27 protein-coding genes are annotated in these 19,873 nt (G+C 62.6%); 14 read left to right on the top strand and 13 right to left on the bottom strand.

Going from position 1 to position 19,873, the window contains the following annotated elements:
* The first annotated feature begins 14 nt into the window (after positions 1-14).
* The 4 genes from LDH66_RS00540 to LDH66_RS00525 all read left to right on the top strand — a co-directional run bounded on the left by LDH66_RS00540 (position 15) and on the right by LDH66_RS00525 (position 2,308).
* Positions 15-455, top strand: a complete 441-nt coding sequence (locus LDH66_RS00540; RefSeq protein WP_226479133.1) for a response regulator — start codon at positions 15-17, stop codon at positions 453-455.
* Between the two features lie 180 nt (positions 456-635).
* Positions 636-1,304, top strand: coding sequence for a helix-turn-helix domain-containing protein (locus LDH66_RS00535; RefSeq protein WP_226479132.1), 669 nt, complete (start codon positions 636-638; stop codon positions 1,302-1,304).
* 89 nt (positions 1,305-1,393) lie between these two features.
* Positions 1,394-1,753, top strand: coding sequence for a DUF7344 domain-containing protein (locus LDH66_RS00530; RefSeq protein ID WP_226479131.1), 360 nt, complete (start codon positions 1,394-1,396; stop codon positions 1,751-1,753).
* A gap of 201 nt (positions 1,754-1,954) precedes the next feature.
* A complete protein-coding gene (locus LDH66_RS00525) occupies positions 1,955-2,308 on the top strand; it encodes a DUF7344 domain-containing protein (RefSeq protein WP_226480930.1) in 354 nt (117 codons plus the stop codon).
* Here LDH66_RS00525 and ddfA read toward each other — a convergent pair.
* Together ddfA and LDH66_RS00515 are read right to left on the bottom strand one after the other, a co-directional pair.
* Positions 2,305-2,601: a DdfA family disk-determining factor gene (gene ddfA / locus LDH66_RS00520; RefSeq protein WP_226479130.1), complete on the bottom strand. Its 297-nt coding sequence runs from the start codon at positions 2,599-2,601 to the stop codon at positions 2,305-2,307. The genes LDH66_RS00525 and ddfA overlap by 4 nt on opposite strands.
* Positions 2,602-2,737: 136 nt before the next feature.
* Positions 2,738-2,929 (bottom strand): CopG family ribbon-helix-helix protein, encoded by a 192-nt coding sequence (locus LDH66_RS00515; RefSeq protein ID WP_226479129.1) that lies wholly within the window; start codon positions 2,927-2,929, stop codon positions 2,738-2,740.
* A 98-nt stretch (positions 2,930-3,027) separates the two neighbouring features.
* On the opposite strand from LDH66_RS00515, the gene LDH66_RS00510 reads away from it, so the two are divergent.
* The 9 genes from LDH66_RS00510 to LDH66_RS00470 all read left to right on the top strand — a co-directional run bounded on the left by LDH66_RS00510 (position 3,028) and on the right by LDH66_RS00470 (position 6,818).
* A complete protein-coding gene (locus tag LDH66_RS00510; RefSeq protein WP_226479128.1) occupies positions 3,028-3,228 on the top strand; it encodes a CopG family ribbon-helix-helix protein in 201 nt (66 codons plus the stop codon).
* Positions 3,229-3,541: 313 nt separating this feature from the next.
* The gene (locus tag LDH66_RS00505; protein ID WP_226479127.1) at positions 3,542-3,856 is read left to right on the top strand and encodes a hypothetical protein; all 315 of its coding nucleotides are present in this window, start codon (positions 3,542-3,544) and stop codon (positions 3,854-3,856) included.
* Positions 3,853-4,596 carry a hypothetical protein gene (locus LDH66_RS00500; protein ID WP_226479126.1) on the top strand — a complete coding sequence of 248 codons (744 nt, stop codon included), beginning with the start codon at positions 3,853-3,855 and terminating at the stop codon, positions 4,594-4,596. Before LDH66_RS00505 ends, LDH66_RS00500 begins: the two co-directional genes overlap by 4 nt.
* A complete protein-coding gene (locus tag LDH66_RS00495; protein WP_226479125.1) occupies positions 4,593-4,733 on the top strand; it encodes a hypothetical protein in 141 nt (46 codons plus the stop codon). Before LDH66_RS00500 ends, LDH66_RS00495 begins: the two co-directional genes overlap by 4 nt.
* A complete protein-coding gene (locus tag LDH66_RS00490) occupies positions 4,726-5,457 on the top strand; it encodes a hypothetical protein (protein WP_226479124.1) in 732 nt (243 codons plus the stop codon). Before LDH66_RS00495 ends, LDH66_RS00490 begins: the two co-directional genes overlap by 8 nt.
* Positions 5,454-5,867 carry a hypothetical protein gene (locus LDH66_RS00485; RefSeq protein WP_226479123.1) on the top strand — a complete coding sequence of 138 codons (414 nt, stop codon included), beginning with the start codon at positions 5,454-5,456 and terminating at the stop codon, positions 5,865-5,867. Before LDH66_RS00490 ends, LDH66_RS00485 begins: the two co-directional genes overlap by 4 nt.
* Complete coding sequence (locus LDH66_RS00480; RefSeq protein ID WP_226479122.1) at positions 5,864-6,358, top strand: hypothetical protein; 495 nt, start codon at positions 5,864-5,866, stop codon at positions 6,356-6,358. The genes LDH66_RS00485 and LDH66_RS00480 overlap by 4 nt, the downstream gene beginning before the upstream one ends.
* Positions 6,355-6,669, top strand: coding sequence for a hypothetical protein (locus LDH66_RS00475; protein ID WP_226479121.1), 315 nt, complete (start codon positions 6,355-6,357; stop codon positions 6,667-6,669). The genes LDH66_RS00480 and LDH66_RS00475 overlap by 4 nt, the downstream gene beginning before the upstream one ends.
* Positions 6,666-6,818, top strand: coding sequence for a hypothetical protein (locus LDH66_RS00470; RefSeq protein ID WP_226479120.1), 153 nt, complete (start codon positions 6,666-6,668; stop codon positions 6,816-6,818). The genes LDH66_RS00475 and LDH66_RS00470 overlap by 4 nt, the downstream gene beginning before the upstream one ends.
* Before the next feature lie 15 nt (positions 6,819-6,833).
* On the opposite strand, the gene LDH66_RS00465 is transcribed toward LDH66_RS00470, so the two are convergent.
* From LDH66_RS00465 to LDH66_RS00445, 5 genes are all read right to left on the bottom strand, one after another.
* Positions 6,834-8,060 (bottom strand): site-specific integrase, encoded by a 1,227-nt coding sequence (locus LDH66_RS00465; RefSeq protein ID WP_226479119.1) that lies wholly within the window; start codon positions 8,058-8,060, stop codon positions 6,834-6,836.
* Positions 8,061-8,350: 290 nt separating this feature from the next.
* Positions 8,351-9,088, bottom strand: a complete 738-nt coding sequence (locus tag LDH66_RS00460) for an FxLYD domain-containing protein (RefSeq protein ID WP_226479118.1) — start codon at positions 9,086-9,088, stop codon at positions 8,351-8,353.
* A 396-nt stretch (positions 9,089-9,484) separates the two neighbouring features.
* A complete protein-coding gene (locus LDH66_RS00455) occupies positions 9,485-9,739 on the bottom strand; it encodes a hypothetical protein (protein WP_226479117.1) in 255 nt (84 codons plus the stop codon).
* A gap of 139 nt (positions 9,740-9,878) precedes the next feature.
* Positions 9,879-11,312: an FAD-dependent oxidoreductase gene (locus tag LDH66_RS00450; RefSeq protein WP_226479116.1), complete on the bottom strand. Its 1,434-nt coding sequence runs from the start codon at positions 11,310-11,312 to the stop codon at positions 9,879-9,881.
* 134 nt (positions 11,313-11,446) lie between these two features.
* The gene (locus tag LDH66_RS00445; protein ID WP_226479115.1) at positions 11,447-12,031 is read right to left on the bottom strand and encodes a FixH family protein; all 585 of its coding nucleotides are present in this window, start codon (positions 12,029-12,031) and stop codon (positions 11,447-11,449) included.
* Positions 12,032-12,190: 159 nt separating this feature from the next.
* Here LDH66_RS00445 and LDH66_RS00440 point away from each other — a divergent pair, with 159 nt between their 5' ends.
* Entirely contained in the window at positions 12,191-12,499 is a 309-nt protein-coding gene (locus LDH66_RS00440) for a DUF8119 family protein (RefSeq protein ID WP_226479114.1), read from the top strand.
* 27 nt (positions 12,500-12,526) lie between these two features.
* Here the strand turns inward: LDH66_RS00440 and LDH66_RS00435 are convergent, their stop codons facing one another.
* From LDH66_RS00435 to LDH66_RS00410, 6 genes are all read right to left on the bottom strand, one after another.
* Entirely contained in the window at positions 12,527-13,744 is a 1,218-nt protein-coding gene (locus tag LDH66_RS00435) for a hypothetical protein (protein WP_226479113.1), read from the bottom strand.
* Positions 13,745-14,057: 313 nt separating this feature from the next.
* Positions 14,058-14,810 (bottom strand): hypothetical protein, encoded by a 753-nt coding sequence (locus LDH66_RS00430; protein ID WP_226479112.1) that lies wholly within the window; start codon positions 14,808-14,810, stop codon positions 14,058-14,060.
* A gap of 174 nt (positions 14,811-14,984) precedes the next feature.
* Entirely contained in the window at positions 14,985-16,082 is a 1,098-nt protein-coding gene (locus LDH66_RS00425; protein WP_226479111.1) for a glycosyltransferase, read from the bottom strand.
* Positions 16,083-17,066 (bottom strand): glycosyltransferase family 4 protein, encoded by a 984-nt coding sequence (locus tag LDH66_RS00420; protein ID WP_226479110.1) that lies wholly within the window; start codon positions 17,064-17,066, stop codon positions 16,083-16,085.
* A gap of 92 nt (positions 17,067-17,158) precedes the next feature.
* Positions 17,159-18,025 carry a hypothetical protein gene (locus tag LDH66_RS00415; RefSeq protein ID WP_226479109.1) on the bottom strand — a complete coding sequence of 289 codons (867 nt, stop codon included), beginning with the start codon at positions 18,023-18,025 and terminating at the stop codon, positions 17,159-17,161.
* A gap of 126 nt (positions 18,026-18,151) precedes the next feature.
* Positions 18,152-19,825: a sulfatase gene (locus LDH66_RS00410; RefSeq protein WP_226479108.1), complete on the bottom strand. Its 1,674-nt coding sequence runs from the start codon at positions 19,823-19,825 to the stop codon at positions 18,152-18,154.
* Positions 19,826-19,873: the final 48 nt, after the last annotated feature.

Genomic DNA, 19,873 nt, shown 5'->3' with positions numbered 1-19,873 from the left:
CAGACCATTATAAGATGGGAGATGGGTCATCGGAGGCGGTCATACTGCTAGTAGAAGACAATCCCGGTGATATTCGCCTCATCGAAGAAGCCTTCTCAGACGGCAATATCGGAAACACACTTACCACCGTTACTGATGGCCAAGAAGCACTCGACTTCATTAATCAACGAGGAGAGTACGAGGACGCTTCTCGACCGGATATTGTGCTGCTCGATCTGAAACTGCCGAAAGTGGACGGTGAAGATGTTCTACACGAAATCAAACATCACCCCGAACTGGATCAGACAACAGTGATCGTCCTGACGGGGATGGATGAAGACCTGATTGAATCGCGTGATCTTGATCATGATGCGGACGAAGATGCAGTCCTCGAAAAGCCGGTTGATCCCAGTGAGTTCGTTGAGCTCATTCGATCGTTTGAGCAGTTTCGGTTGGCAGTTATACGAGAAGACTAACCGGTGCTGCATCTACGGCGACTCCTTAGCCTATCAGTAGATAGTAGCACGTTTTCTTTATTCAGAAATACCCGTACAACTCACGGCAAGTATAGGTGATGGACTGAACACTCCATATGGATAGCACAGGAACACGATATTCTGATTGTGACTTATTGTGCTTGACCACCAACCAGCGGTATGAGTATTATCGCCGAGTTTTCCGTCAAATCAGACGATTTCGCACTGAACCACGCACTCACAGCTGCTCCGCAGATGATCGTCGAGATCGAACAGGTCGTGGCGACGATGGAAGATCGGATTATGCCTTATTTCTGGGTGAGCGGTGGTGATCACACAGAGTTCGAAGATGCGTTTCAGGACGATGAATCCGTGACAAACATCGCTGTTATCGACGAAGTAGAGGGTGCGAGATTGTATCGGGCCGAGTGGACGGCAAACGTCGAGACCCTCATCTATGCATACGTTGAACTCGGCGCGACACTCATGCAAGCAATCGGCAAAGCGGAAGACTGGGAATTGCGAATTCGATTCGACAGTCAGGACGCTCTCTCGGAATTTCAAAAATACTGTAATGAGAATAGTATTTCATTCGAACTTAATCGAACCCAAGAACAGGAACAACCGATGGCGAGCGCCCAGTACGATCTCACGCCGACGCAACGGGAGACACTGGTAACTGCGCTCGAAGCAGGCTACTATGAGGTTCCACGCGCAGTAACGATGAGGGAACTGGCGGAACAAATGGGGGTTGCTCAACAGACACTTTCAAACCGATTCCGCGCCGCATACAACAATCTCATTACCAGTACGTTGACGATCAGCCATCCAGACGAGGATAAAGACTAATTCATCAACCCGGAAGATCTAGACGCCACTGTCGAAAGTAGTACTATACAGCCCTTCTCCTCTTCCGCAAGGGGCTTATTTATCCATCCATGGTTGGGCCTGCTACCGAGTTCGATACGCTTCTCGAATTGTGTCAAGATCAACACCGTCGCATCATCCTTGCAGTACTCGCAAGTGAGAAGCGGTCGCTAACGGTGAACGATCTCACGAAGGCAATCATTAAACACAATCACCACACACCGCTGAGAGAGATTTCCAAAGAAGAATCGATGCAGATTCAGGTGGAACTGCACCACGTGCATATCCCGAAGTTAGAAGACCAATCGCTTGTTGAATACGATCAGGAACGCCAACTGGTGGAGCCAACTCTCCAGTTTGATCAGTTGCAACCCCAGCTGTCAGCCATTATTGACGCAGACCCCATTCTTGACCCACCAGTTGCGCTGTGAGATTGTTCACAGTCATCTTTGAATGACGTGGTACCTCGACTATGTTCAGCCATGTGTAGAGCAGAGATGACAGTCAATATGCACACGTACTTACTGAATCGAGGACTGTCTTAATCGAACACTCGGTGTTCGCAAGTATACCATCATGATTAGACCACGTAGTTTTCATCACTAGACCCATGGTTCCAAGTACAAGTGGAAATGAACCAGATAGAGGCATTTCGTATTCTCGCCAGCGCCGATCGCCAACTTGTACTCCAAGAGTTATTAGAACAGGATGAAGTGGCCAGTGTAGAGGAAATTTCGCAGCAGGTAGCCATTAGGAGACATCAAGTCTCTCCCGAGAAAATTAGTGATACCCACGTTGAGCGTGCACATGTCCGATTGGTTCATACCCATTTTCCGATGCTACAAGAGAAGGGCGTTATTGACGTTAACTGGGATGAGAACAGCATATCACTCATCGATGACGGTGATGTAATCCAGCTGTTTGACGCTGCTGAGGAATTAGAAGGTTGGCCCCCGGATGATCTACCAAAACAGCCGTCAGACTAGTCGTTGACCGTGTCTTTAGCCCGCTGTGTGCACGGCTCGGATCGCTCAGTGAACGAAAGTTGTTCGCCTATCTGCACTTCTCCAGAACCATCAACTTGGATCTTGTAGCCCCGGTATTCAAATTCGATTGTTCCGTCTCCCCTGGCTGTAGTGGGTGTAGATCGAAATAAGGTATCTAGAGCCTCTGTATCAATCACGGTGTGTAGTGGTGGCTGAAGTTCTGCCGGGTCTATTTCTTCCCGGTCAGCTACTTCTTCAACAACTTTGAGACTTATCGCCTCCCCCTCTGACATAGACTATTGTGCTACAGACTCATATATAAATCTGAGCGAGGTGCCATAACGCGTGTCAATCACAAGCTTGAAAAGTAGTTAACCTAGTGATCTTGTCCGATACACTTTAGCCAAATTCTGACTTCACAGGTCCGAATTAGTTAGCTGTCGCCATCGTTGCCGTCGAATCGGACGTCGAGTTTCCCTCTACCCACTCCTCCATGAGGGTGCGAATAACCTCGCTCCTCGAAGCATCGCGATCGATCTCTCCCTCGGCCTTCATCTCGAAGACTTTGTCGTCGAAGTCCTCGAGCAGCTCGTCGGGAACAGTAATCCCAGTATTTGCCATACTACCGGATTGGTAGCTTGGTACCATAAATGCTAGTGGTCTAAACAGTCTGGTGAGCTACCAAACCTTTATGCTGGTACGCTGGTAACATGGTGATGATGGCATCTCCAGGGGTAAGCATCCCGGACGAAATGATCGAGGACGTCGACGAAATTGCCTACGAGCGTAGCGAACCAGGCAACTCGGTGAGCCGCTCAGAGATCATCCGAGAGGCGATCGAGGAATATCTCGAGCGTCAAGACCGCCGATCAGGCCAAGCAAACGATGACTCGGTCGACGGAGCACAGGCTACGAATTAAACAAGAATGAGCCGGGTGTCACCAGCACCCGGCCCGCAACAAACCCTGATACGCATGATCACAGACGCGGTACATGGACATCGTAATGCGGCGGCTACACCGGACAGTACCACCGGTAGCAGCCAATTACTCCGCGACGCGGCTGTTTCGAAACGACGCGGATCACTTTTAGTGTGTATCGGGTTCAACAGAGGATCAGTTACTCGCGGCCACCGCCGGAGCGCGCCAGGTACCAACTATCGCGCTCCGGCTGTCCGCGGGCTACAAACAGAGACCACGCGGGAGGAGATCACCTCCCGCACTATCTGCAGCCATGACTACAAACAGAGACCACGACGAAAACGCTGACGGATCAGATAGTACCAACACGACCCTGCCCGGAGCTGTCCGCGGCTCCCTCGAGCGCCTCGAGGATGGCAAGGTCGACGAGGCGGCCATGCTCGTCCGCCACCTCGAGATCGCCCAGCAGTTCGACGACGCCGAAGCCCGCGCGGAGACGCCCGACTTACTCGAGGGCGGTCCGATGCTCGGCGCACACCGCTACCTCGCGACCGGCGACGGCGATGACGAGTGGATCGCGAGCAACCACGTTGTCGCGATCGGGTTCGACGGAGATAACGGCCGATGATCGCTGGTCAGCTCGCGTTCCTCGCCGAACCCGCCGCCGATCCCCTCGAGTCTCACCATGATCAGACGGGACGCGCTCTCGAGGTCGAGGAGACCCAGACCTACCTCGGTGACGACCTGACGATCCAGTCAGGACTCGTCGCCGGCGAAGTCCCCCAGGAGGAAGAGCGCGTCCTCCTGGACGGCCACGAGATCGAGACCGAGACTCGCAAGGTCACCCGCCGAGTCGCAAGCGAGTGGGTCGCCGACGTCGACGGCGAGGGCTGGATCCTCGCCGAGCGAACGCACTCGAGCGATCTCGATCACGAGCCCGACTGGCCGTTCAACGACTTCTCGCGGTTCGCCGGCCCGGAGATCGCGCCGGTCCGACTCAAGCCCTGGGAGTTCGTGCGCAACCAGCGCGACGCCAATCGTGAGTGGACCGTCGAGATGGCCACCCATGAGTCCAACCTCGACGACGTCTCGATCGAGTGGGGCCACGGCGCGCTCAAATCCAAAGCCGTGAACGCCGACGTCGGCGTCGCGCTGACGACGTTCTGGCACGAGACCCACATCCGGCTGGTCATCTACGCCAGCGGCTACCTCGCGATCTGGGAACCCGCCGAGATGCCGCCGGAGGAACTCGGTCGGTTCGTCGACGAGGAGATCCTCCCGATCGCGACGTTCGCCGACGACGTCGAAGTCGACGAGGAGCAGGAGGCCGAACAGGTGACGCTCGAGGAGAGTGGGGCGGAAGCATGACCGTCTACTACGACGTCATCGGGAAGGTCGATCGCTCGGTCGCGGACTCGTTCACGGCCGATCCTGACCTGATCCTCGTCGACGACGGTGACGACGACCTCCTGATCGCCGAACCGGCGGGTGATGACGATGAGTAGCTGTCCGACCTGCGGCAACCGCGACTACCTCTGCCAGCAGTGCAAGATGGACGAGCTCGAGGATCGCCTCGGCCTGCCGTCGGATCACTTCGACGCTGACGCGGGTATCGTCTGCTGGATCCAGGACCTCAACGGCGACTGGCACGCCTCGATGTGCTTCGAGGGGACGCGTCACGTCTCCGCGTGCGGGGAGATCCTTGAGACGCCAGTTACCGATGTTCGCGACGATCCGCGACGGCTCGGCGACGAGCACACCTGCGACGACTGCGAGGCCGCCCTCGAGGCCGACAAGGACGAGACCGTCCCCGACGGTGGCGAGTTCGCGACGGCGAGCGAGCTTCGAGCCGACGGCGGCTCCGTCGACGTCGACCAGTGGGTGCTCGAGAACGTTCACGAGTATCCCGCCGGGACGGACTCCCGCTGGGGCTCTCGAGGGAACCTTGTCCACCACGGACGGAAGCTCGACGGTGTCAGCAAGGACGACGTCGAAGCGGCGATCGCCCGCGCGGTCGACAACGAGGACCTCCTCTCGTGGCACGGGCTACTGGCCCGCGCCGAGGTCGACCGGCTTCGAGAGATCGTCCGCGTCGAGCACGAAGAGCACGAGATCACCCGACAGATCCTCGTCGGGAAGTGCAACACGCTGATCGCGAAGAAGAAAGCAGCGCAGGACGACGAGGCCGCCGAGCCCGAGGTCGCGACCACGGAGGGTGAGGCGGCATGAGTGCCGGAGGTGTCCCTCGCGGCAACGCACCCGATAACCAGTTGCCGTTCATCCGCCGGAACGCCACCCTGCTCGCAGAGCTCCCAGAGCCTGGTGAACACTGGTTAGCCGAGCAGATCCCAGACGAACTCGCGAACCAGCTCATCGGTCTCGAGAACAAGGAGATCGTTACGTCCGTCAAGCGGGTTACCTCTTCGAAGTGGAAGAAGCCCCGCTGTCTCTGGGAGACCAAACCCGACGCCTACCAGCAGATCCACGACGTCCTCGAGGGAACCGATCGCGACGGACTGCTCCCGTGCGGTCACTCTGCGATCAAGAACGAACGTGGCGTCGACGGCATCTCGTGTGGCGTCTGCGAAGAGGTCCACGATCGCGACGACGTTGACCTCAACCGAGGTGGGTCGCCATGAGCTACGAGCGGACCTGTAAGGACTGCGAGAAGCAGTTCACGGCCGCCGCCAACTACTGCCCGTTCTGTGGCGAGGCCGTCGACGACGGCAGTTCGATCGAGCGCCGCGTGACGATCACCGAGGCTGCGGACGGCGGCCTCCTGGTTGGCGAGCGCGAGATCGTCGAGACGATCGACGACATCTGCTCGGAGCTCAAGGCGCTCCAGGACGAGGTCGATAACCCGCAGGCCAAGGCGGCGCTGCGGGCGGCGACCGGCAACGCCTGGCGGGCGTCGGTCCTCCACCGCGTCGCGAAGAACAGCGACATCCGGATGGTCGCTGACACAGGACGCGGGAGTACGTCCGTCCGCGGGCCCGTGGCAGACGATTTCACACGCGAGTGTGGTGGGGGCGATCGCGGTCAGCTGACCCCGACCGGGTTGCTCGCGTTCGCGACCGCTTGCGCGCTCACTCTCGGCGTCGCCTTCGCACTCGTGGTGATGTTCCCATGAGCGTCGTCGAGACCGACGTCGACGTGACGCCGACGCCACGCTACGAGGAGATCTTCGTCGACGAGCACTTCCCAGAGCAGTGGTCCAAACGGTCAGACCGGCCGCAGCTGAACCCACAGATCGCGTGGCTCGAGGCCATTCCGGTCGACTACCCTAGCGCGAAGCCGCCAGCAGAGTGTGCGCGGCTCCACGAGGTCACGGAGATGATCCTGCTGGCCGAGCCCAACGGGCGACTCGTGACCTGCATCCCGTTGGAGGACCGTTCACGAACTGAACAGCAGTACATCCGATCCCAGGTGACCGACCTATGAGTCAGAGCAAAACCTCCGATCCCGAGACCGAAGCGAGAGAGACTGTCGAAGAAAAGCAGGACCTGTTCGAACGGATCGCCGAGGCCGACCTCCCTATTTCGGACGATATCGAGCGCGTCCTCGAACTTGTCGACGGAGGTGACAAGTAGATGCTGGCGTCGTCTTCAGTCGTCGCCGAGGAGCAGCTGTCGAAGCGCCGCGTTGTCGTCAACGGCGTCCTTCGCCTCCATGATGTCATCGAGGGTGAGGTCCTCGAGTTCGGCGACCTCACCGGCACTTTCCATCCACCGGCGCTCGAGCTCGTCTTCCTCGTCGATCGCCCGCTGGGAGAGAGCCTGCCCACACCAGACACAGACATCGTTTTCGCGGGGCGTCTCCCGGTCGCATCGGGGACACGCGAGCGGTGCGAGGTCGTCGTGCTCGTCCTCCTGGACGTCGATCCCGTGAGCCTTCGCGATTTCGCGATCGTTCGCGTCGGCGAATACCGAGACGTAGCGTGCAGCGATGTCCGAACCACGCGTCCAGCCGTGATGGTCCTCGAGGTGAGCTTGGGAGATTCCCTGACTTGCGAGGTGCGACGCCGAGGACTTCCGGAAGTTCGAGGGCGTAACCGGCCGATCGACGCCAGCCTTTCGGGCCTTCTCTTTCAGGATGTCGCGGACGCGGTTGTTCGTGATCTCCCCGCCACCGTTGAGCCTGCACCAGAGCGGATCACTCCCACTGCCGGGATGGATCTCAAGCCATCGGTTGACGTAGGGGACCGACGGGATCAGGACGGGCGATCGCCGCCCCTGCTTACCGTCGACAGTGACCTGGAGCCCGTACTTGTGGTCGGAGATCTGCTTCGGCGTGAGGTCGAACAGTTCGTACGGCCGCGGGCCGAGGTCCCAGGCCAGCGCGATCAGCGCGCGATCGCGGAGGTTCGAACAGGCATCGATCATCGGGAGGATGTCCTCTTCCCAGCGGAGCATGTCGCCGGGGTCCGGTGCGGGATCGTAGTTGCTGGGATAGCCGCCTGGGACCCACTCGAGGCTCTCGGGGATTTCGTCAACGTCGTCGTCGCTAGCGAGTTTCCCGAACTGCCGGAGGGTGACGCGGTAGTCTTTGTTGGTCTCCGGCGAGTTGGCCTTCTCGGTGTTGATCCAGGCGACGAGACGTTCGGCGGCATCGCGGTCCTCGAGAGCGTCGGCGAGACCACCGACCTCCTGAGCCATCTTCACTGCTCGCATGAGGTACTTTTCGTGAGCGAAGTCGCTGTACTTCGATGGGCCGAGGATGCGGATTCGATCGGACATACGGCGAAGGGCCTCAGCGTCGGCCTCGCTCATGTCCTGGATCTCGTCGATCCGCTCTCGGAGGCGTTTGATCGACTGGCCCGGATTCGAGGTCATAACTTATACTATAAGTATGGGCATGTAAAGATCGGGTGTGGATCCCTCCCCGGGCATGCTTCTCACGAACGTCACGAGTCGAAGACGAGTGACAATGCCGAGAAGCATGTCCGATCCGCTCCGAACCCGGCGGTCTTCCGTGAGCGACGCAAGGCGGGAAAGACGAGCGAAGCGAGTATTTCCGCGGTTCGGAGCCCACCCGAGCATGCTTTCCATCCATATCTCGAGTCGAGAGAGCGACAGAACGGGATGACCCGATCGAGACCGCGATTAAACCGGCAGTACGGCCGTTACCACGGCGAGTCTTTGATCAGGATCTCGTGATCGGCGGCCTCGCCGGCGCGATTGTCCACGTCTCGCGAGAAGTAGTCGATGGTGAACGCCCACGTCTCCCCGCCGGGAAGGTCGGTGATGTTCGTCCGGTCGTCGCCCAAGACGTTCCCGTCGTCGTCGTATATCTTCGCGACGGCCTCGACATAACTCTGTGCGGCATCGCTGTCGTTGCTGACCTCTCCCCGAACGTTCAACTCGCCATCTCCGAACTCCTCGTCCACGACGTTCATCGAACTCCCGACGAGGGACAACTCATCGGTCGGCTCGTAGGCGTCTTCACTGAATTCGCCCTCGAGTTCGTAGTCGTCGATATCCGCCTCGTCCGTGAGGAGGTTGTACACGCGGGCCACCCACCGTTCGCCGTCTCCGAGTGACGTCAATTGGGCCGTATCGTTGTCGAGATAATTCCCATCAGAATCGTACCAATCGACCCGGAGATCGACGTCTCCACTCGGGGTCGAACCGTTGTTTTCGACCGTCGCCTCTACGTAGACGTCCGTACCGTATCCCTCCTCGTCGAGGACCATCTCGTGATCGACGATTTCCAGATCTGCCGATCCGAGAAACTCTCCGTCGCTTTCACTCGGGTTATCGCGCGTCCCACCATCGATATTCTCGATCTCGTCGGCCGCACAGCCAGCGACCAGCGCCGAGAGTACGGTCCCGCCCCCCGCTAACAGCGTTCGTCGTTGCATTCCTCACAGAGTTACAATCATCCTATAATTAATGTTTTGAATTAATGGCTCGAGCCAGCCATTTCGAAACTACCGGTAACGGCGTTCAGAACAGCCATCGGACCGTCGAGTGGTCGAATCCCGCCGTGTCTTCGGCGAGCAGTCCACGGCACGAATGGCACGGATCGAGAGTGCGGTACCTCGAGCCGAGCGTAGCGCCTGGCGACAGGATCCACTGATAGTCACTGCGCTCCCGATCGCACGATGGCTGTGCGATCAGTGTGTGAATCGGTTGCGTCGTTACTGTCGGGTCGGTCGAATCCCATCGACGCCGGTCGCGAATGGTCCTTCGGAGCCGACCGGACGAACGTCGACGCCGTCGCGACGGCGTTCACCTCGAGGAGGCCCTGAGCGCGATCAGGCGTCGGCGGACGCCTCGTCCCAATCGGTGAAGCAATCCTCGGGTTCGACATCCCGGATCGCGTCCATTCCCTCGCTCGGAATGTGCTTGAAACAGCGCGGTTCTGCCTCCGCTTCGGCGATCCACGCCGCCTCGTCGCCGCACTCTGCACATCGCGGCGCGCCGCCGACTCGTAAGGCAACCCACCAGCGAAGCCCCTCGAGACGGTCCCCGATCCGTGTCTTGGCGCGTGACAGACGACCGTCGGTCACGGTCGATCGACCTCCGCGAGCGGTTCGATGTCGTCGGCAGTCATGAGGGTTTGATCCGTCGTCGGAGAGCTACTTGGTAGTTCCCGATCCCGTCTCGTCGCTCCCCTCGAGCGCCGTCGGCGGTCGGATAGCGAGGCGGTCACGGATCGGACTCGGTCTCCCGTACCGATTCGGCGAGCACCTTTGCGGCGACCAGGATCGGATCCCACGTGGTATTGAACGGCGGCGCGTACGCGAGATCGTAGTTCTCCAGGTCTGCGACGGTGGCCCCCTCCGAAAGCGCGGCGACGATCGCGTGACTGCGGTGGACTGCACCCTCGCCGTACTCGCTGACGAGGCTCGCGCCGAGGACGCGCTCGGAGTCGCGGTCGGCGGTCAGCGTGATCGTCACGTTCCCGCCGTCGGGGTAGTAACCCGCCCGCGATTTCGCCGTCACTGTCTCGGTCACCGGATCGAACCCGGCCGCGCGGGCCTCGTCGGGGTCCAGAATGCCGGTTCGGGCGGCTTCGACGTCGAAGGCCTTGACCGCCGCCGTACCGGCAATATCGCCGCCCTCGGTCGGGGTCCCGGTGACCGTCTGTCCGACCGCGCGGCCGTGTCGATTGGCGGTCAGCGCCAGCGGAACGTACGCCGGCTCGCCCGTGACGACGTGGGTGGCCTCGGCGCAGTCGCCCGCCGCGTAGACGTCGGGCGCGCTCGTCTCGCGATAGGCGTCGGTCGCGATCGCCCCGGTTTCGCCGAGTTCGATCCCGGCCGCCTCGGCGAGCTCCGTTCGAGGCCGAACGCCGGTTCCGATCAGCACCATCTCGACCTCGATTCGGCCGTCGGCCGTGACGACCGCCTCGACCCGCTCTCCGCCCGACAGTTCCCGGACCTCGGCATCGAGATGGAGCGCGACGTCCTCCTCTCGGAGGTGATCGGCGACGTACTCGCTCGTTTCGTCGCTGAACCCTTTCAGGACGCGGTCGCCGCGCTGGAAGAGGTTCACCTCGAACCCGTTCGCCGCGAGGGCCTCGGCCATCTCGATGCCGATGTAGCCGCCGCCGACGACCGCGACTGGACCGGTACAGTCCTCGAGATACCGACAGGCCGGCCCCCGATCGGGCTGCTGGAGGTCCTCGCCGTCGCGGGCGCGGGCGACGTACTCGCGCAGTTCCTTCCCGTCGCTCATCGAGCCGAGCGTGTACACGCCCTCGCGGTCGGTACCGTCGATCGGCGGGACCACGGCCTCCGAACCCGTCGCGATCAGCAGGTGGCCGTACGGCTGGACGACACGTCCGGAGTCGCCCTCGGCGGTGACCGTCCGCTCGTCGGTGTCGATCTCGACGACCTCGTGGCCCGTCCGGAGATCGATGTCGCGCTCCTCGCGGAACTCCTCGGGCGTGACCGAGACGAGGTCCTCGAGCGACTGAATCTCCCCTTTGACGTAGTAGGGGAGCCCGCACGCGCCATAGGACACCCACTCGCCCTTCTCGAAGACGACGATATCGCGGTCGGGATCGTCGCGTCTGGCCTTGCTCGCCGCGGACATTCCCGCCGCGTCACCGCCGACGACGACGAACGGATCGCTCATATCGGTACTAGAGTGGAGCGACTCATATAATTGCTAACTGACTGTGCACGGACGCTACCAGACCGTCGACCGCCCGCCGGCCGGGGTTCGAAGCAGCACTGACAGACGCCGCGGACGGACGGGCCGCGTCGGCGTTATCGTCGGCGCAGGAGCATCGTCACGCCCGCCGTGGCGAGCCCGACTGCACCGACGGCAACGGCGACGGTGGTGCCCGATACGAGGCCGGCCGCCTGCGTTTCGTTCTCGTCGGACTGTGACTCGTCGCCGTCGACGCTGGACTGGGAGTCGTCAGCGGGATACTCGAGGTCGGACCGGTCGTGAACCGTCTTCTCGAAGTGCGTGTGCACGTCTTCCCCGTCGATGGTCCCTTCCAAGTGGACGACGTAGTCGCCCGCGTCGGTGAAGACGACCGGCGCTTCGTACACGACCGGTTCGCCGTGTTTTTCACTGACCTCGAGAGCTCGCTTCTCGTGGTCGCCAGTTTGGACCGAGACGGTCAGGTTCTCGGACAGGTTCTCGACCGGTTCGCCCGACTCCGCGTCGACGATCTCGAACTCGAGCCACATCCGCTCGCCGGTGATCAGCGGTTCGTCCGCGCCGCCGAAGGTCACGTCGTTCCCGGCGACAGTCTGGCTCTCGTGAGCGGCGGCCGGTCCGACGGCACCGACCAGCAGGAGCGCGACCAGTCCGACGACGAGCAGGCGTTCGATGTATTCCATCACGTGCGGAGAGAGGGCGTCCCGTATGGAGGTCGTTCTGGTTCAATTCTCGGACGGGGCTGTACCGTGAAAGACAGGTTCGGTGACGAGAGCGTGCTGTCTCCGAGGTCCGACGAACCGAAAGGCGTATTCGACCGCTCCCGAACCACTGCCACAGCAGTGAGTCGCACGGAGACCGATCACCTCGTAACGGATATCGGGGACGAACCCGAGGTCGAGCGGGACGATCGACCGGTCCTCGAGTCGCGACGCCGCCGCTTGTTCGCGTACTGTCGACACAACGGAGAGCGGATCTGCCGCGATACGGCGGTGCTGGTGGCCTGGGCGCTGGTGATGACGCTCTGGATCCAGGGATTCGGCGTGCCGCGGTGGCTGTGCTACGCCGTCACGTTCGTGGGCGTCGTCGGCTACACGCAGGCGACGACGCCGTGGTCGCGCCCCTACGTGAGTCCGGACGATTTCGAGTGATTTCGAGTGATCCCGATCGGAGCGGCGCTACAGGAACCGAAGCAGCGGTACGAGGAGCGTCACGCCCCAGAGCAGCGCCCCCATTCGGACGAAGCCGTGATCGTCCGGATCGATCCGTTCCGCGTGCGACGCGCCGACGGCGATGAAGCCGAGCGCGATCGCCGTCGAGAACCGATGGACGACGGCGTTGACGGGCAGCCGCGTCACGCCGAGCAGGGTGTAATCGAGCAGGATCGCCGTCGCGAAGCCGACCGCGCCGGCGGCGAAGGCCGTCGGCCGGTCGAGCGGGCGCGCGAAGTAGTACGTACAGGTCGGCAGTCCGACGGCGATCAGCGGGTAGAACGCGCCCGCGACGATCCGCGGATCGAGATCGCCGAGTCGCGCCTCGACGGCGATCGCGCCGAACCGGACGAACAGCGAGAGGCCGATCAGCGACCCGGCCAACAGGAGCGCGTGCCGGACCCGCGGGGACCCGAGCGCTCGAGGAGCGGTCCGCGTCGCGACGCGGCCCGCGAGCATCGCACCCGGAAGGAGTCCCGCGATCGCGAGACGAAACGGCGGGTCGTCGTCGCCGTCGAGATCGATGGTCGTCACCCAGCCGTCGGAATCGAAGCCGCGATCGTTCCCCAAATGGTCGCGCGAGACGGCGGACACGTAGCGGCGGTCCATGAACTCGCGTTCGACGTGTCGCTGTGAGTCCTCGACGCCGCTGACCGTGTGGCTGAGCCGAAACCAGTCCCAGTGTTCCCGATGGGCCTGAATCGCCGTCCACTCGTCGTCCTCGTCGGGGGACGCGTAGGCCCGGATATGGTGACGGGAGCCGAGGTAGTCGCCGTCGTGTAACTGGTAGCTCTCGTCGAGCCACACCCCGCCGGTCGGATCGTCGTCGGTCGCGACGTAGACATACCGGGTCGAACCGTCGGCGCTGCCCCACGCCGTCGCCGTGCCGACGGCCTCGTCGTCACCCGGTGCGCTGACGTCCTCCTGTTCCGGCGCGGTCTCGTTCCACTCGCCGCGGCTCCGCTCCTCGAGGTGGCGACGCGTCTCCGCCGGATCGCCGGCGACAACGACGTTGATCGCGAGCGTGCGCTCCTCGAACCCCGTCGTGCGGCTCGTGTACGGCCACAGCGACGAATCCTCGTCGACGGCCACCAGTTGGTCCTGTCGATCGATTTCGGGGTCAGCGGAAGATGACGAGGGGGCCGCCGTCGAACCGAAGACCAGTGCGACGAGGACGAGAGCCAACGCCCCCAGCGCGATCAGCGTTCGTCGATCGATAGCCGGTCACCCCCGGCGATGAGTGTTCGAGTTGACATCGTGGAAACGGACGGGTCGGTCCCGTTCGATGAGCTATCTGGCACCCCGCCCGTATCGGTTATAGGCCTTCTCGTCTCCCTCGTCAGGGGCGCTGTTCGTGAAATTCTCCGTTTCCGACCGGTCGGCCGGGCGTGAGGAACACTACGACGGAGCCCAATCAGCGGCGCGGAGGGAGACGGTCGGACCGCGCGCGGCTCCGCGGGTGTACATCGGGCATCTGCCGGACCGACGAACGCGAGTGCTACCACTCGAGTTCGGTGCTGAGTTCGTCGAACGCGCTCGCGACGTCTTCGTACCGGTCGGCCGAATCGAACCGAAACCGACTCGGTCTCTCGGGGCCGAGTTTGGTGATTACTTTGGAGACGATCGAATCCGAATCGGTCTCCCACTCGAGGCGTATCTCGCGGCGTTCGTCGTTGAGGTCGACGCCGGATACGTTCGTCAGCGCGTGGCAGCCGTCGCCCTCGAGACAGAGGTGCGGCGGCGAGAGCTCGTAGTGTCGGCCGTCAGCGTCCCAGTCGGCGAGCGTTCCGGCCGGAAGAAGTGCTGCGGATTCGGTTTCGATACTGGCGCGAATCGCAGCGTCGAGACCGGGACTGACGGACGCATCCACCTCGAAGGTGCGATGGTCCGGAACGTAGGTGAACAGTCGGCAGCCGTCTCGAGACGCGTCCAGACGCGTGAGCGAGACGAATCGGTGGAAGGAAGTCGTCGACAGTAACTCCGAGAGGCTGCTCCTGACGTCGTCGACGGTTCCCGTGAAGTGATCGGGACGCGGTCGTTCACCGTTCACGCGAGTGAACGCGTCGCACAGGGACGCGACGAGGGCCGGGTGGTCGTCGTCCAACTGCGCTTCCTCGATCCAGATGCCGACGGTGTCCGCGTGATCGAGAACCGCATCGAGTGCGGCGTTCGTCGCGCGAATCTCGGCCGCCTGATCGCCGGTCACGACCAAGACGTGCGTCGGATCGAACGCGGAGTTCCGTCGGGACATGGGTTACTCGATACCACGACGAAGTGCGACGAATATACGTCGGCCAGCGCCCTCGTAGCTGCGGCGGGCCGGCACAGCCGGTGCGTCGCTTCTCTGGCGCGGTCTTCCGAGCGACGGTGACGTTCCGGTGAGGGCCATCGAACTGGCCGGACGCAGCTGTCGTCGGGAATCGGTTCAGCTCCGCTCTTCTTCGGAGAACCGCCACGGGCTCTCGACGTCCGTCGCGGCCTCGTCCTTCGAGAGCGGCACGTTGTGATACAACTGTTCGAGGTGCGTCATCGTGTACTCGACCGAGTAGCGTTCGACGGCCGCTCTGGTCTCGCGGTCGGTCGACAGACAGGTCTCGATGGCCTCGACCATCGAGTCGAGGTCGCCGTACGCGAACCGTTCGCCGTTGTCGGGACCGATCGTCCGGTCGAACGGCGGCGCGTCGGTGGCCGCGACGGGGGTTCCACAGGCGTTGGCCTCGAGCGTCGAGAGCCCGAGGGTGTCGGCGGTCGAGGCGGTGACGAAGGCGTCGATCGAGGAGTAGAAGATCGGGAGCTCCTCGCGGGGGAGGAAATCGCGGAGTTCGACGTTGTCCGGTGCGTTCCGTTCGAGGGAGTCGCGGTAGGGGCCCTCGCCGACGATGACGAAGTCGTACTCCGGCAGCTCCTCGGCGGCCCGGAGGATCTCGTTGACGTTTTTCTCCATGCTGAGCCGGCCGCTGTAGCCGATCACCGTCCGGTCGGGATACCAGTCCTCCTCGGTCGACTGGAAGAAGTCCATGTCGATCCCGACCGGCAACTGGACGTGTTCGACGTCGCGCTCGATCCGCTCCGTCGAGGCGGTCACGACGTCGAAACTCCGGAGGAAGGCGTTCTCGCAGGGGACGTACAGCTTCGAGAGCAGTCCCGCGACCGACTCGAGCTTGATGCTCTGGTGGAAGTACTCCTCGAGGGGCGTGTGATGCGTGTATATCGTCGGGAGGTCGTGTTTCCAGGCGTAGTACCGGCCGAGAATGCCGATGGGTGCGGGGCCGTGACAGTGGACGACGTCGAGTTCGGGAAGCGTCGACGTGCGTCTGGTGAGCGGGATCCGATAGCCGGCGTAGAACGGGTTCGGCAGCGAGCTGACGGGGTACTCGCGATCGCCGGGCTCGTAGTCGCCGTCGGGATAAACGACGTATACCTCGTGGCCTTTCCGTTCTAACTCCTCGCGCCAGAGCTTGATCGTATACGTTACGCCGTCTATCTCGGGGAAATAACTGTCCGTAAAGAATCCGATTTTCATTCAGGCCACCTCCTCGTACAGCGACTGATATCGGTTCGCGACCGTCGACAGCGAGAATTCCTCGCTCCGACGGGCCGCGTTCGTTCCGAGCCGGTTCCGGAGTGTCGGCTCTCTGAGTCGCTCCAGTGCGTCCACGAACCCGCGAACGCCGGAGTCGGCCACCTTCAGGCAGTCCTCGCCGTCCTCGAGCCACGAGAACGTCTCGATGTCTCGGACGAGGAGGGGTTTGCCGGCGGTCATCGCCTCCAAGAGCGCGATCCCCTCGTTTTCCTCGTGCGTGGGGAAACAGAAGATGTCGCCCGCCGCGTACGCACCGCGGATGTCGTCGACGAAGCCGGTGAACGTACAGTTGTCCGGGGAGTCCTCGATCAGCGCCGTCGTCTCCCGCCCCTTCAGAGAGAGGTCCAACGGGCCGAACCACGCGAAGTCAAGCTCCGGCAGTCGGCGTGCCAGTTCGACGAACGTCTCGAGGCCCTTGCGCTTGATAACGTGGCCGACGAGGAAGACGGTCGGCGGGCTGAGATCGTACCGCTCGCGGTACTCGGCCTCGAGCGACTCGAACCCCTCGAGTTTCTCGCGGTCGACGCCGTTCGAGATGACCGTCGTCGGCGCGTCGGTATAGGTTTCGATCAGCCGTCGGTTGTATTCCGACGGGCAGACCAGGGCGTCGGCCAGCCCGTAAGCCCACCGGAGGTAGGGCCGCAGCGGTTTCGCGAGGGCGTTGGTAAACCGGAAACTGTCCCCGAAGTCCTCCGCGGTCACGTGCGTGTTCGCGACGACGGGCACGCCTCGAGAACGGGCCCGCGTCGCGTACCAGACGGACCGCGGCCCCATGAGATTGCAGTGGAACACGTCGGCGTCGAGCGTCGGCTCGACGGTATACTCCACATCAAGTCGGTCCAGCATCTTCCGCTGGTGGACGACGGACTCGTGAATCCCGCCGGTGACGTGGTCCTCGAACTCGAAGTAGTGGCTGATCTTCATGGCGGAGTCCCTGACCGACTGTGGTTACCGCCCGATGCTCGAGCGTCCCGGTTCGGACCGGCACACGCCGTCTCCATCCGAACGCGCGGGAGCTACGCGACTTCGAGCCACGGTACCTCCATGAGCGCCGGGATGTGCGTTTCGATGTGGTGTTCCCAGACGCCCTCCTCGCCGAACGCCTCCCCGTGATCGGCGGTCACGACGACGCGACCGTCCAACTCCTCGACCAGATCGGCGACGGACTCGAGTGCGATCCGGAGGTTCTCCTCGTACAGTTCCAGCGCTGCCTCTCGCGTCCCGTTCTTGACGAGATCGGCCGGATCGAGTTCGAGCCAAAGTCCCGCCTTCTGGGCGAGTTCGCTGCCCTCGAGCGTGTTTTCGACTTTCGGCCGGATCGAGTCGCCCAGCGACGAGAGCGCACCGCCGTCGTCACCGCCATCGGTGCCCTTTTCGGCCTCCTCCTGTTTGCGGATCCCCTTCTGGATCTGCTTGAGCTTCTGGCCCTTTCCGCGAGAGAGATAGGGAGCGTGGGGCTGCATGTAGTGAATCACCGTCCGCTCGGCTCCCTCGACGGCCTCGGGATTGTTTCGGAACGCCTCCGCCAGACTCTCGGGCGGCACCGTTCCGAGATCGTCGTCCCAGCCGGACTTCCAGACGTCGAAGACATCGCTGATGTGGTCGGACGCCGACCACTCGTAGTCGCAACTCGCTCCCCACTTGAGTTCGTTCAGCGGAATGCCGAGATCGTTGATGAAGGGGTTCCCCGAGAAGTACGCGATATCGTGCTCGCCGGTAAAGGTCCGATACGCCCACTCCGGCGTCGAGGACCCCGTACTCCAGCGCTTCTCTAAGGTCCCGTCGAGGTACTCGTCGTACACGTCGCTGAACACGTCGTACCGGCACGCATCCAGCACCAGACAGTAGTCCCACTCCGACTCGAGGAAGTGCTGGTCGTCCATTCGTTGGGCTACCTTTCGATTCGACCCCTGTATTCTTATTGGTTCTTGAAAGTCACCGTCACCGCCCCGATCGACCGGATCTATCCGCTCTGGCGCCCGTTTCCGCCAGCGGGTCGATGCGGTGACTCACTCGAGATAGCCGAGTTCGCGCAACCGATCCTGAGTCGCCTCGTCGGCTTCGGCTAAGGCGTCCGCGTCGTCGGCGGCCGTCTCGCTCGGATCGTCCCACGCGCCGCCGACGGTGTCCTCGAACCGGGCGAGCGCCCGTTCGGTCGCGGCCACGACGTCGTCGTCCGCCGGATCGATCGCTGACTCCTCGCGCGGATCGTCGTCGAGCCGGTACCCTTCGTCCGCGACGAGATCTGCACGGACGTACTTGGCGTCGGTGCTGCGGGCGGCCCGGAGCCGCGAGTAGGCCCGGTGATCCGCCGGGAGCGTGGTCCCGGCCTCGCTGGCCTTCTGCTCCAGGTGGTGGAGTTCGATGACCGGCTGGGCGTACTCCACGAACGCGTAATCGGTCTCGTCACTGCCACCCAGAACGGCCCGTTGACCGGGATCCGGCTCCGCGACCCCGTCGAAGGCCCTGTACTCGCTCGAGAGTAGCGAGCGCGTCGGGTCGCGGGCGACGGGTCCGTTCTCCGTCCCCGTCCCGACCGCGGCGTCGGGATCGACGGCCAGCGCGTCCAGGGTCGTGTGATAGAGGTCGAGCAACTCGACGAGATCGTCTCGCCGCCCGGCCTCGAGGTCGGGGTGTTTCACCAGCAGCGGGACGTTGATCAGTTCGTCGTAGAGCGCGAACTCGTGGCCGTAGAGGTCGTGCTCGCCGTGGAGTTCACCGTGGTCCGCACAGACGACGACGGTCGTCTCGTCCCACTGGTCGGTCGCGCGCAGCCAGTCGAACAAGCGACCGAGTTCGGCGTCCATGTGGGCGATTTCGGCGTCGTACAGCCCCCGAATGTCGTCCCACTCCTCGTCGTCGATGTCCCGGACGCCGGCGTTGTACTCCTTCGAGTTCTGGCAGACGGCGTCCGGGTCGACGCCGGGAGCGAACGCCTCGCGGTACTCGTCGGGCGGATAGTAGGGCAAGTGGGCGTCCATCAGGTTCACGAACGCGAACCAGCCGCGGTCGCTCTCGCTGTCGTCGACGAAGGACCTCGTCCGATCGATGACCGACGGCGTCTTCGTGTCGGCTCCCTCGCCGCTGGCCAGTCGCTCGTGTGCCATCGCCCCGAGTCTGACGAGCCGCGACGCCATCTCGCGGAGGTAGTCGTTGTCGTTGACGGCCTGCCACGCGCTCGCCAGCGGCCCGGAGAGCACGTCTCGAGGGAGGGCCTCGAAAAACGAGTCGTGCTCGCCGAAGCCGTCGGTGAGGCTGGTGTAGGGGGTGATCCAGGCGTTCGAGGAGTAACACGCCGTATCGTACCCCGCGGCCGACAGGACCGACGCGAGGGTCGTGACGTCGTCGAGGTACGGACTCCCCTGATCGGCCCCGTGCTGGCTCGGATAGAGGCCGGTGAACAGCGAGGCGTGGACCGGCAGCGTCCACGGCGCGGGCGCGACCGCCGATTCGAAGACGGTCGCTTCCTCGGCGAACCGGGAGAGGGCGGGCGTCGTCTCCCGGTCGTACCCGTACGGTCCGAGGTGATCCTTCCGGACCGTGTCCAGGACGACGAAGAGGACGTTCGACGGAGCCGTCTCGTCTCGCCGCCGGCCCGCCGTGCTTCCGCGAGCCGTCGACCGCGAATGCGTATCGTCGTCGAAGCGTAGCGACGGCGCTGCCGGGAGCGCGAGCTCGGTCATGGAACTACTGCGTTACTCGGACGGTCCGCAATTTGTTATGGAGCGGGT

It is taken from the genome of Natrinema amylolyticum (assembly GCF_020515625.1).
GTDB lineage: Archaea > Halobacteriota > Halobacteria > Halobacteriales > Natrialbaceae > Natrinema > Natrinema amylolyticum.
This window is presented reverse-complemented; position numbering and strand designations above follow the sequence as displayed.

Excerpts from the sequence above, each read along its gene's own strand:
- LDH66_RS00535 (WP_226479132.1), top strand. The coding sequence starts at position 636 with ATGAGTATTATCGCCGAGTTTTCCGTCAAATCAGACGATTTCGCACTG.
- LDH66_RS00530 (WP_226479131.1), top strand. The coding sequence starts at position 1,394 with ATGGTTGGGCCTGCTACCGAGTTCGATACGCTTCTCGAATTGTGTCAA.
- LDH66_RS00485 (WP_226479123.1), top strand. The coding sequence starts at position 5,454 with ATGAGTGCCGGAGGTGTCCCTCGCGGCAACGCACCCGATAACCAGTTG.
- LDH66_RS00500 (WP_226479126.1), top strand. The coding sequence starts at position 3,853 with ATGATCGCTGGTCAGCTCGCGTTCCTCGCCGAACCCGCCGCCGATCCC.
- LDH66_RS00540 (WP_226479133.1), top strand. The coding sequence starts at position 15 with ATGGGAGATGGGTCATCGGAGGCGGTCATACTGCTAGTAGAAGACAAT.
- LDH66_RS00425 (WP_226479111.1), bottom strand. The coding sequence starts at position 16,082 with ATGAAAATCGGATTCTTTACGGACAGTTATTTCCCCGAGATAGACGGC.
- ddfA (WP_226479130.1), bottom strand. The coding sequence starts at position 2,601 with ATGTCAGAGGGGGAGGCGATAAGTCTCAAAGTTGTTGAAGAAGTAGCT.
- LDH66_RS00465 (WP_226479119.1), bottom strand. The coding sequence starts at position 8,060 with ATGACCTCGAATCCGGGCCAGTCGATCAAACGCCTCCGAGAGCGGATC.
- LDH66_RS00470 (WP_226479120.1), top strand. The coding sequence starts at position 6,666 with ATGAGTCAGAGCAAAACCTCCGATCCCGAGACCGAAGCGAGAGAGACT.
- LDH66_RS00450 (WP_226479116.1), bottom strand. The coding sequence starts at position 11,312 with ATGAGCGATCCGTTCGTCGTCGTCGGCGGTGACGCGGCGGGAATGTCC.
- LDH66_RS00490 (WP_226479124.1), top strand. The coding sequence starts at position 4,726 with ATGAGTAGCTGTCCGACCTGCGGCAACCGCGACTACCTCTGCCAGCAG.
- LDH66_RS00475 (WP_226479121.1), top strand. The coding sequence starts at position 6,355 with ATGAGCGTCGTCGAGACCGACGTCGACGTGACGCCGACGCCACGCTAC.
- LDH66_RS00510 (WP_226479128.1), top strand. The coding sequence starts at position 3,028 with ATGGCATCTCCAGGGGTAAGCATCCCGGACGAAATGATCGAGGACGTC.
- LDH66_RS00515 (WP_226479129.1), bottom strand. The coding sequence starts at position 2,929 with ATGGCAAATACTGGGATTACTGTTCCCGACGAGCTGCTCGAGGACTTC.
- LDH66_RS00495 (WP_226479125.1), top strand. The coding sequence starts at position 4,593 with ATGACCGTCTACTACGACGTCATCGGGAAGGTCGATCGCTCGGTCGCG.
- LDH66_RS00430 (WP_226479112.1), bottom strand. The coding sequence starts at position 14,810 with ATGTCCCGACGGAACTCCGCGTTCGATCCGACGCACGTCTTGGTCGTG.
- LDH66_RS00460 (WP_226479118.1), bottom strand. The coding sequence starts at position 9,088 with ATGCAACGACGAACGCTGTTAGCGGGGGGCGGGACCGTACTCTCGGCG.
- LDH66_RS00480 (WP_226479122.1), top strand. The coding sequence starts at position 5,864 with ATGAGCTACGAGCGGACCTGTAAGGACTGCGAGAAGCAGTTCACGGCC.
- LDH66_RS00505 (WP_226479127.1), top strand. The coding sequence starts at position 3,542 with ATGACTACAAACAGAGACCACGACGAAAACGCTGACGGATCAGATAGT.
- LDH66_RS00445 (WP_226479115.1), bottom strand. The coding sequence starts at position 12,031 with ATGGAATACATCGAACGCCTGCTCGTCGTCGGACTGGTCGCGCTCCTG.
- LDH66_RS00415 (WP_226479109.1), bottom strand. The coding sequence starts at position 18,025 with ATGGACGACCAGCACTTCCTCGAGTCGGAGTGGGACTACTGTCTGGTG.
- LDH66_RS00525 (WP_226480930.1), top strand. The coding sequence starts at position 1,955 with ATGAACCAGATAGAGGCATTTCGTATTCTCGCCAGCGCCGATCGCCAA.
- LDH66_RS00410 (WP_226479108.1), bottom strand. The coding sequence starts at position 19,825 with ATGACCGAGCTCGCGCTCCCGGCAGCGCCGTCGCTACGCTTCGACGAC.
- LDH66_RS00420 (WP_226479110.1), bottom strand. The coding sequence starts at position 17,066 with ATGAAGATCAGCCACTACTTCGAGTTCGAGGACCACGTCACCGGCGGG.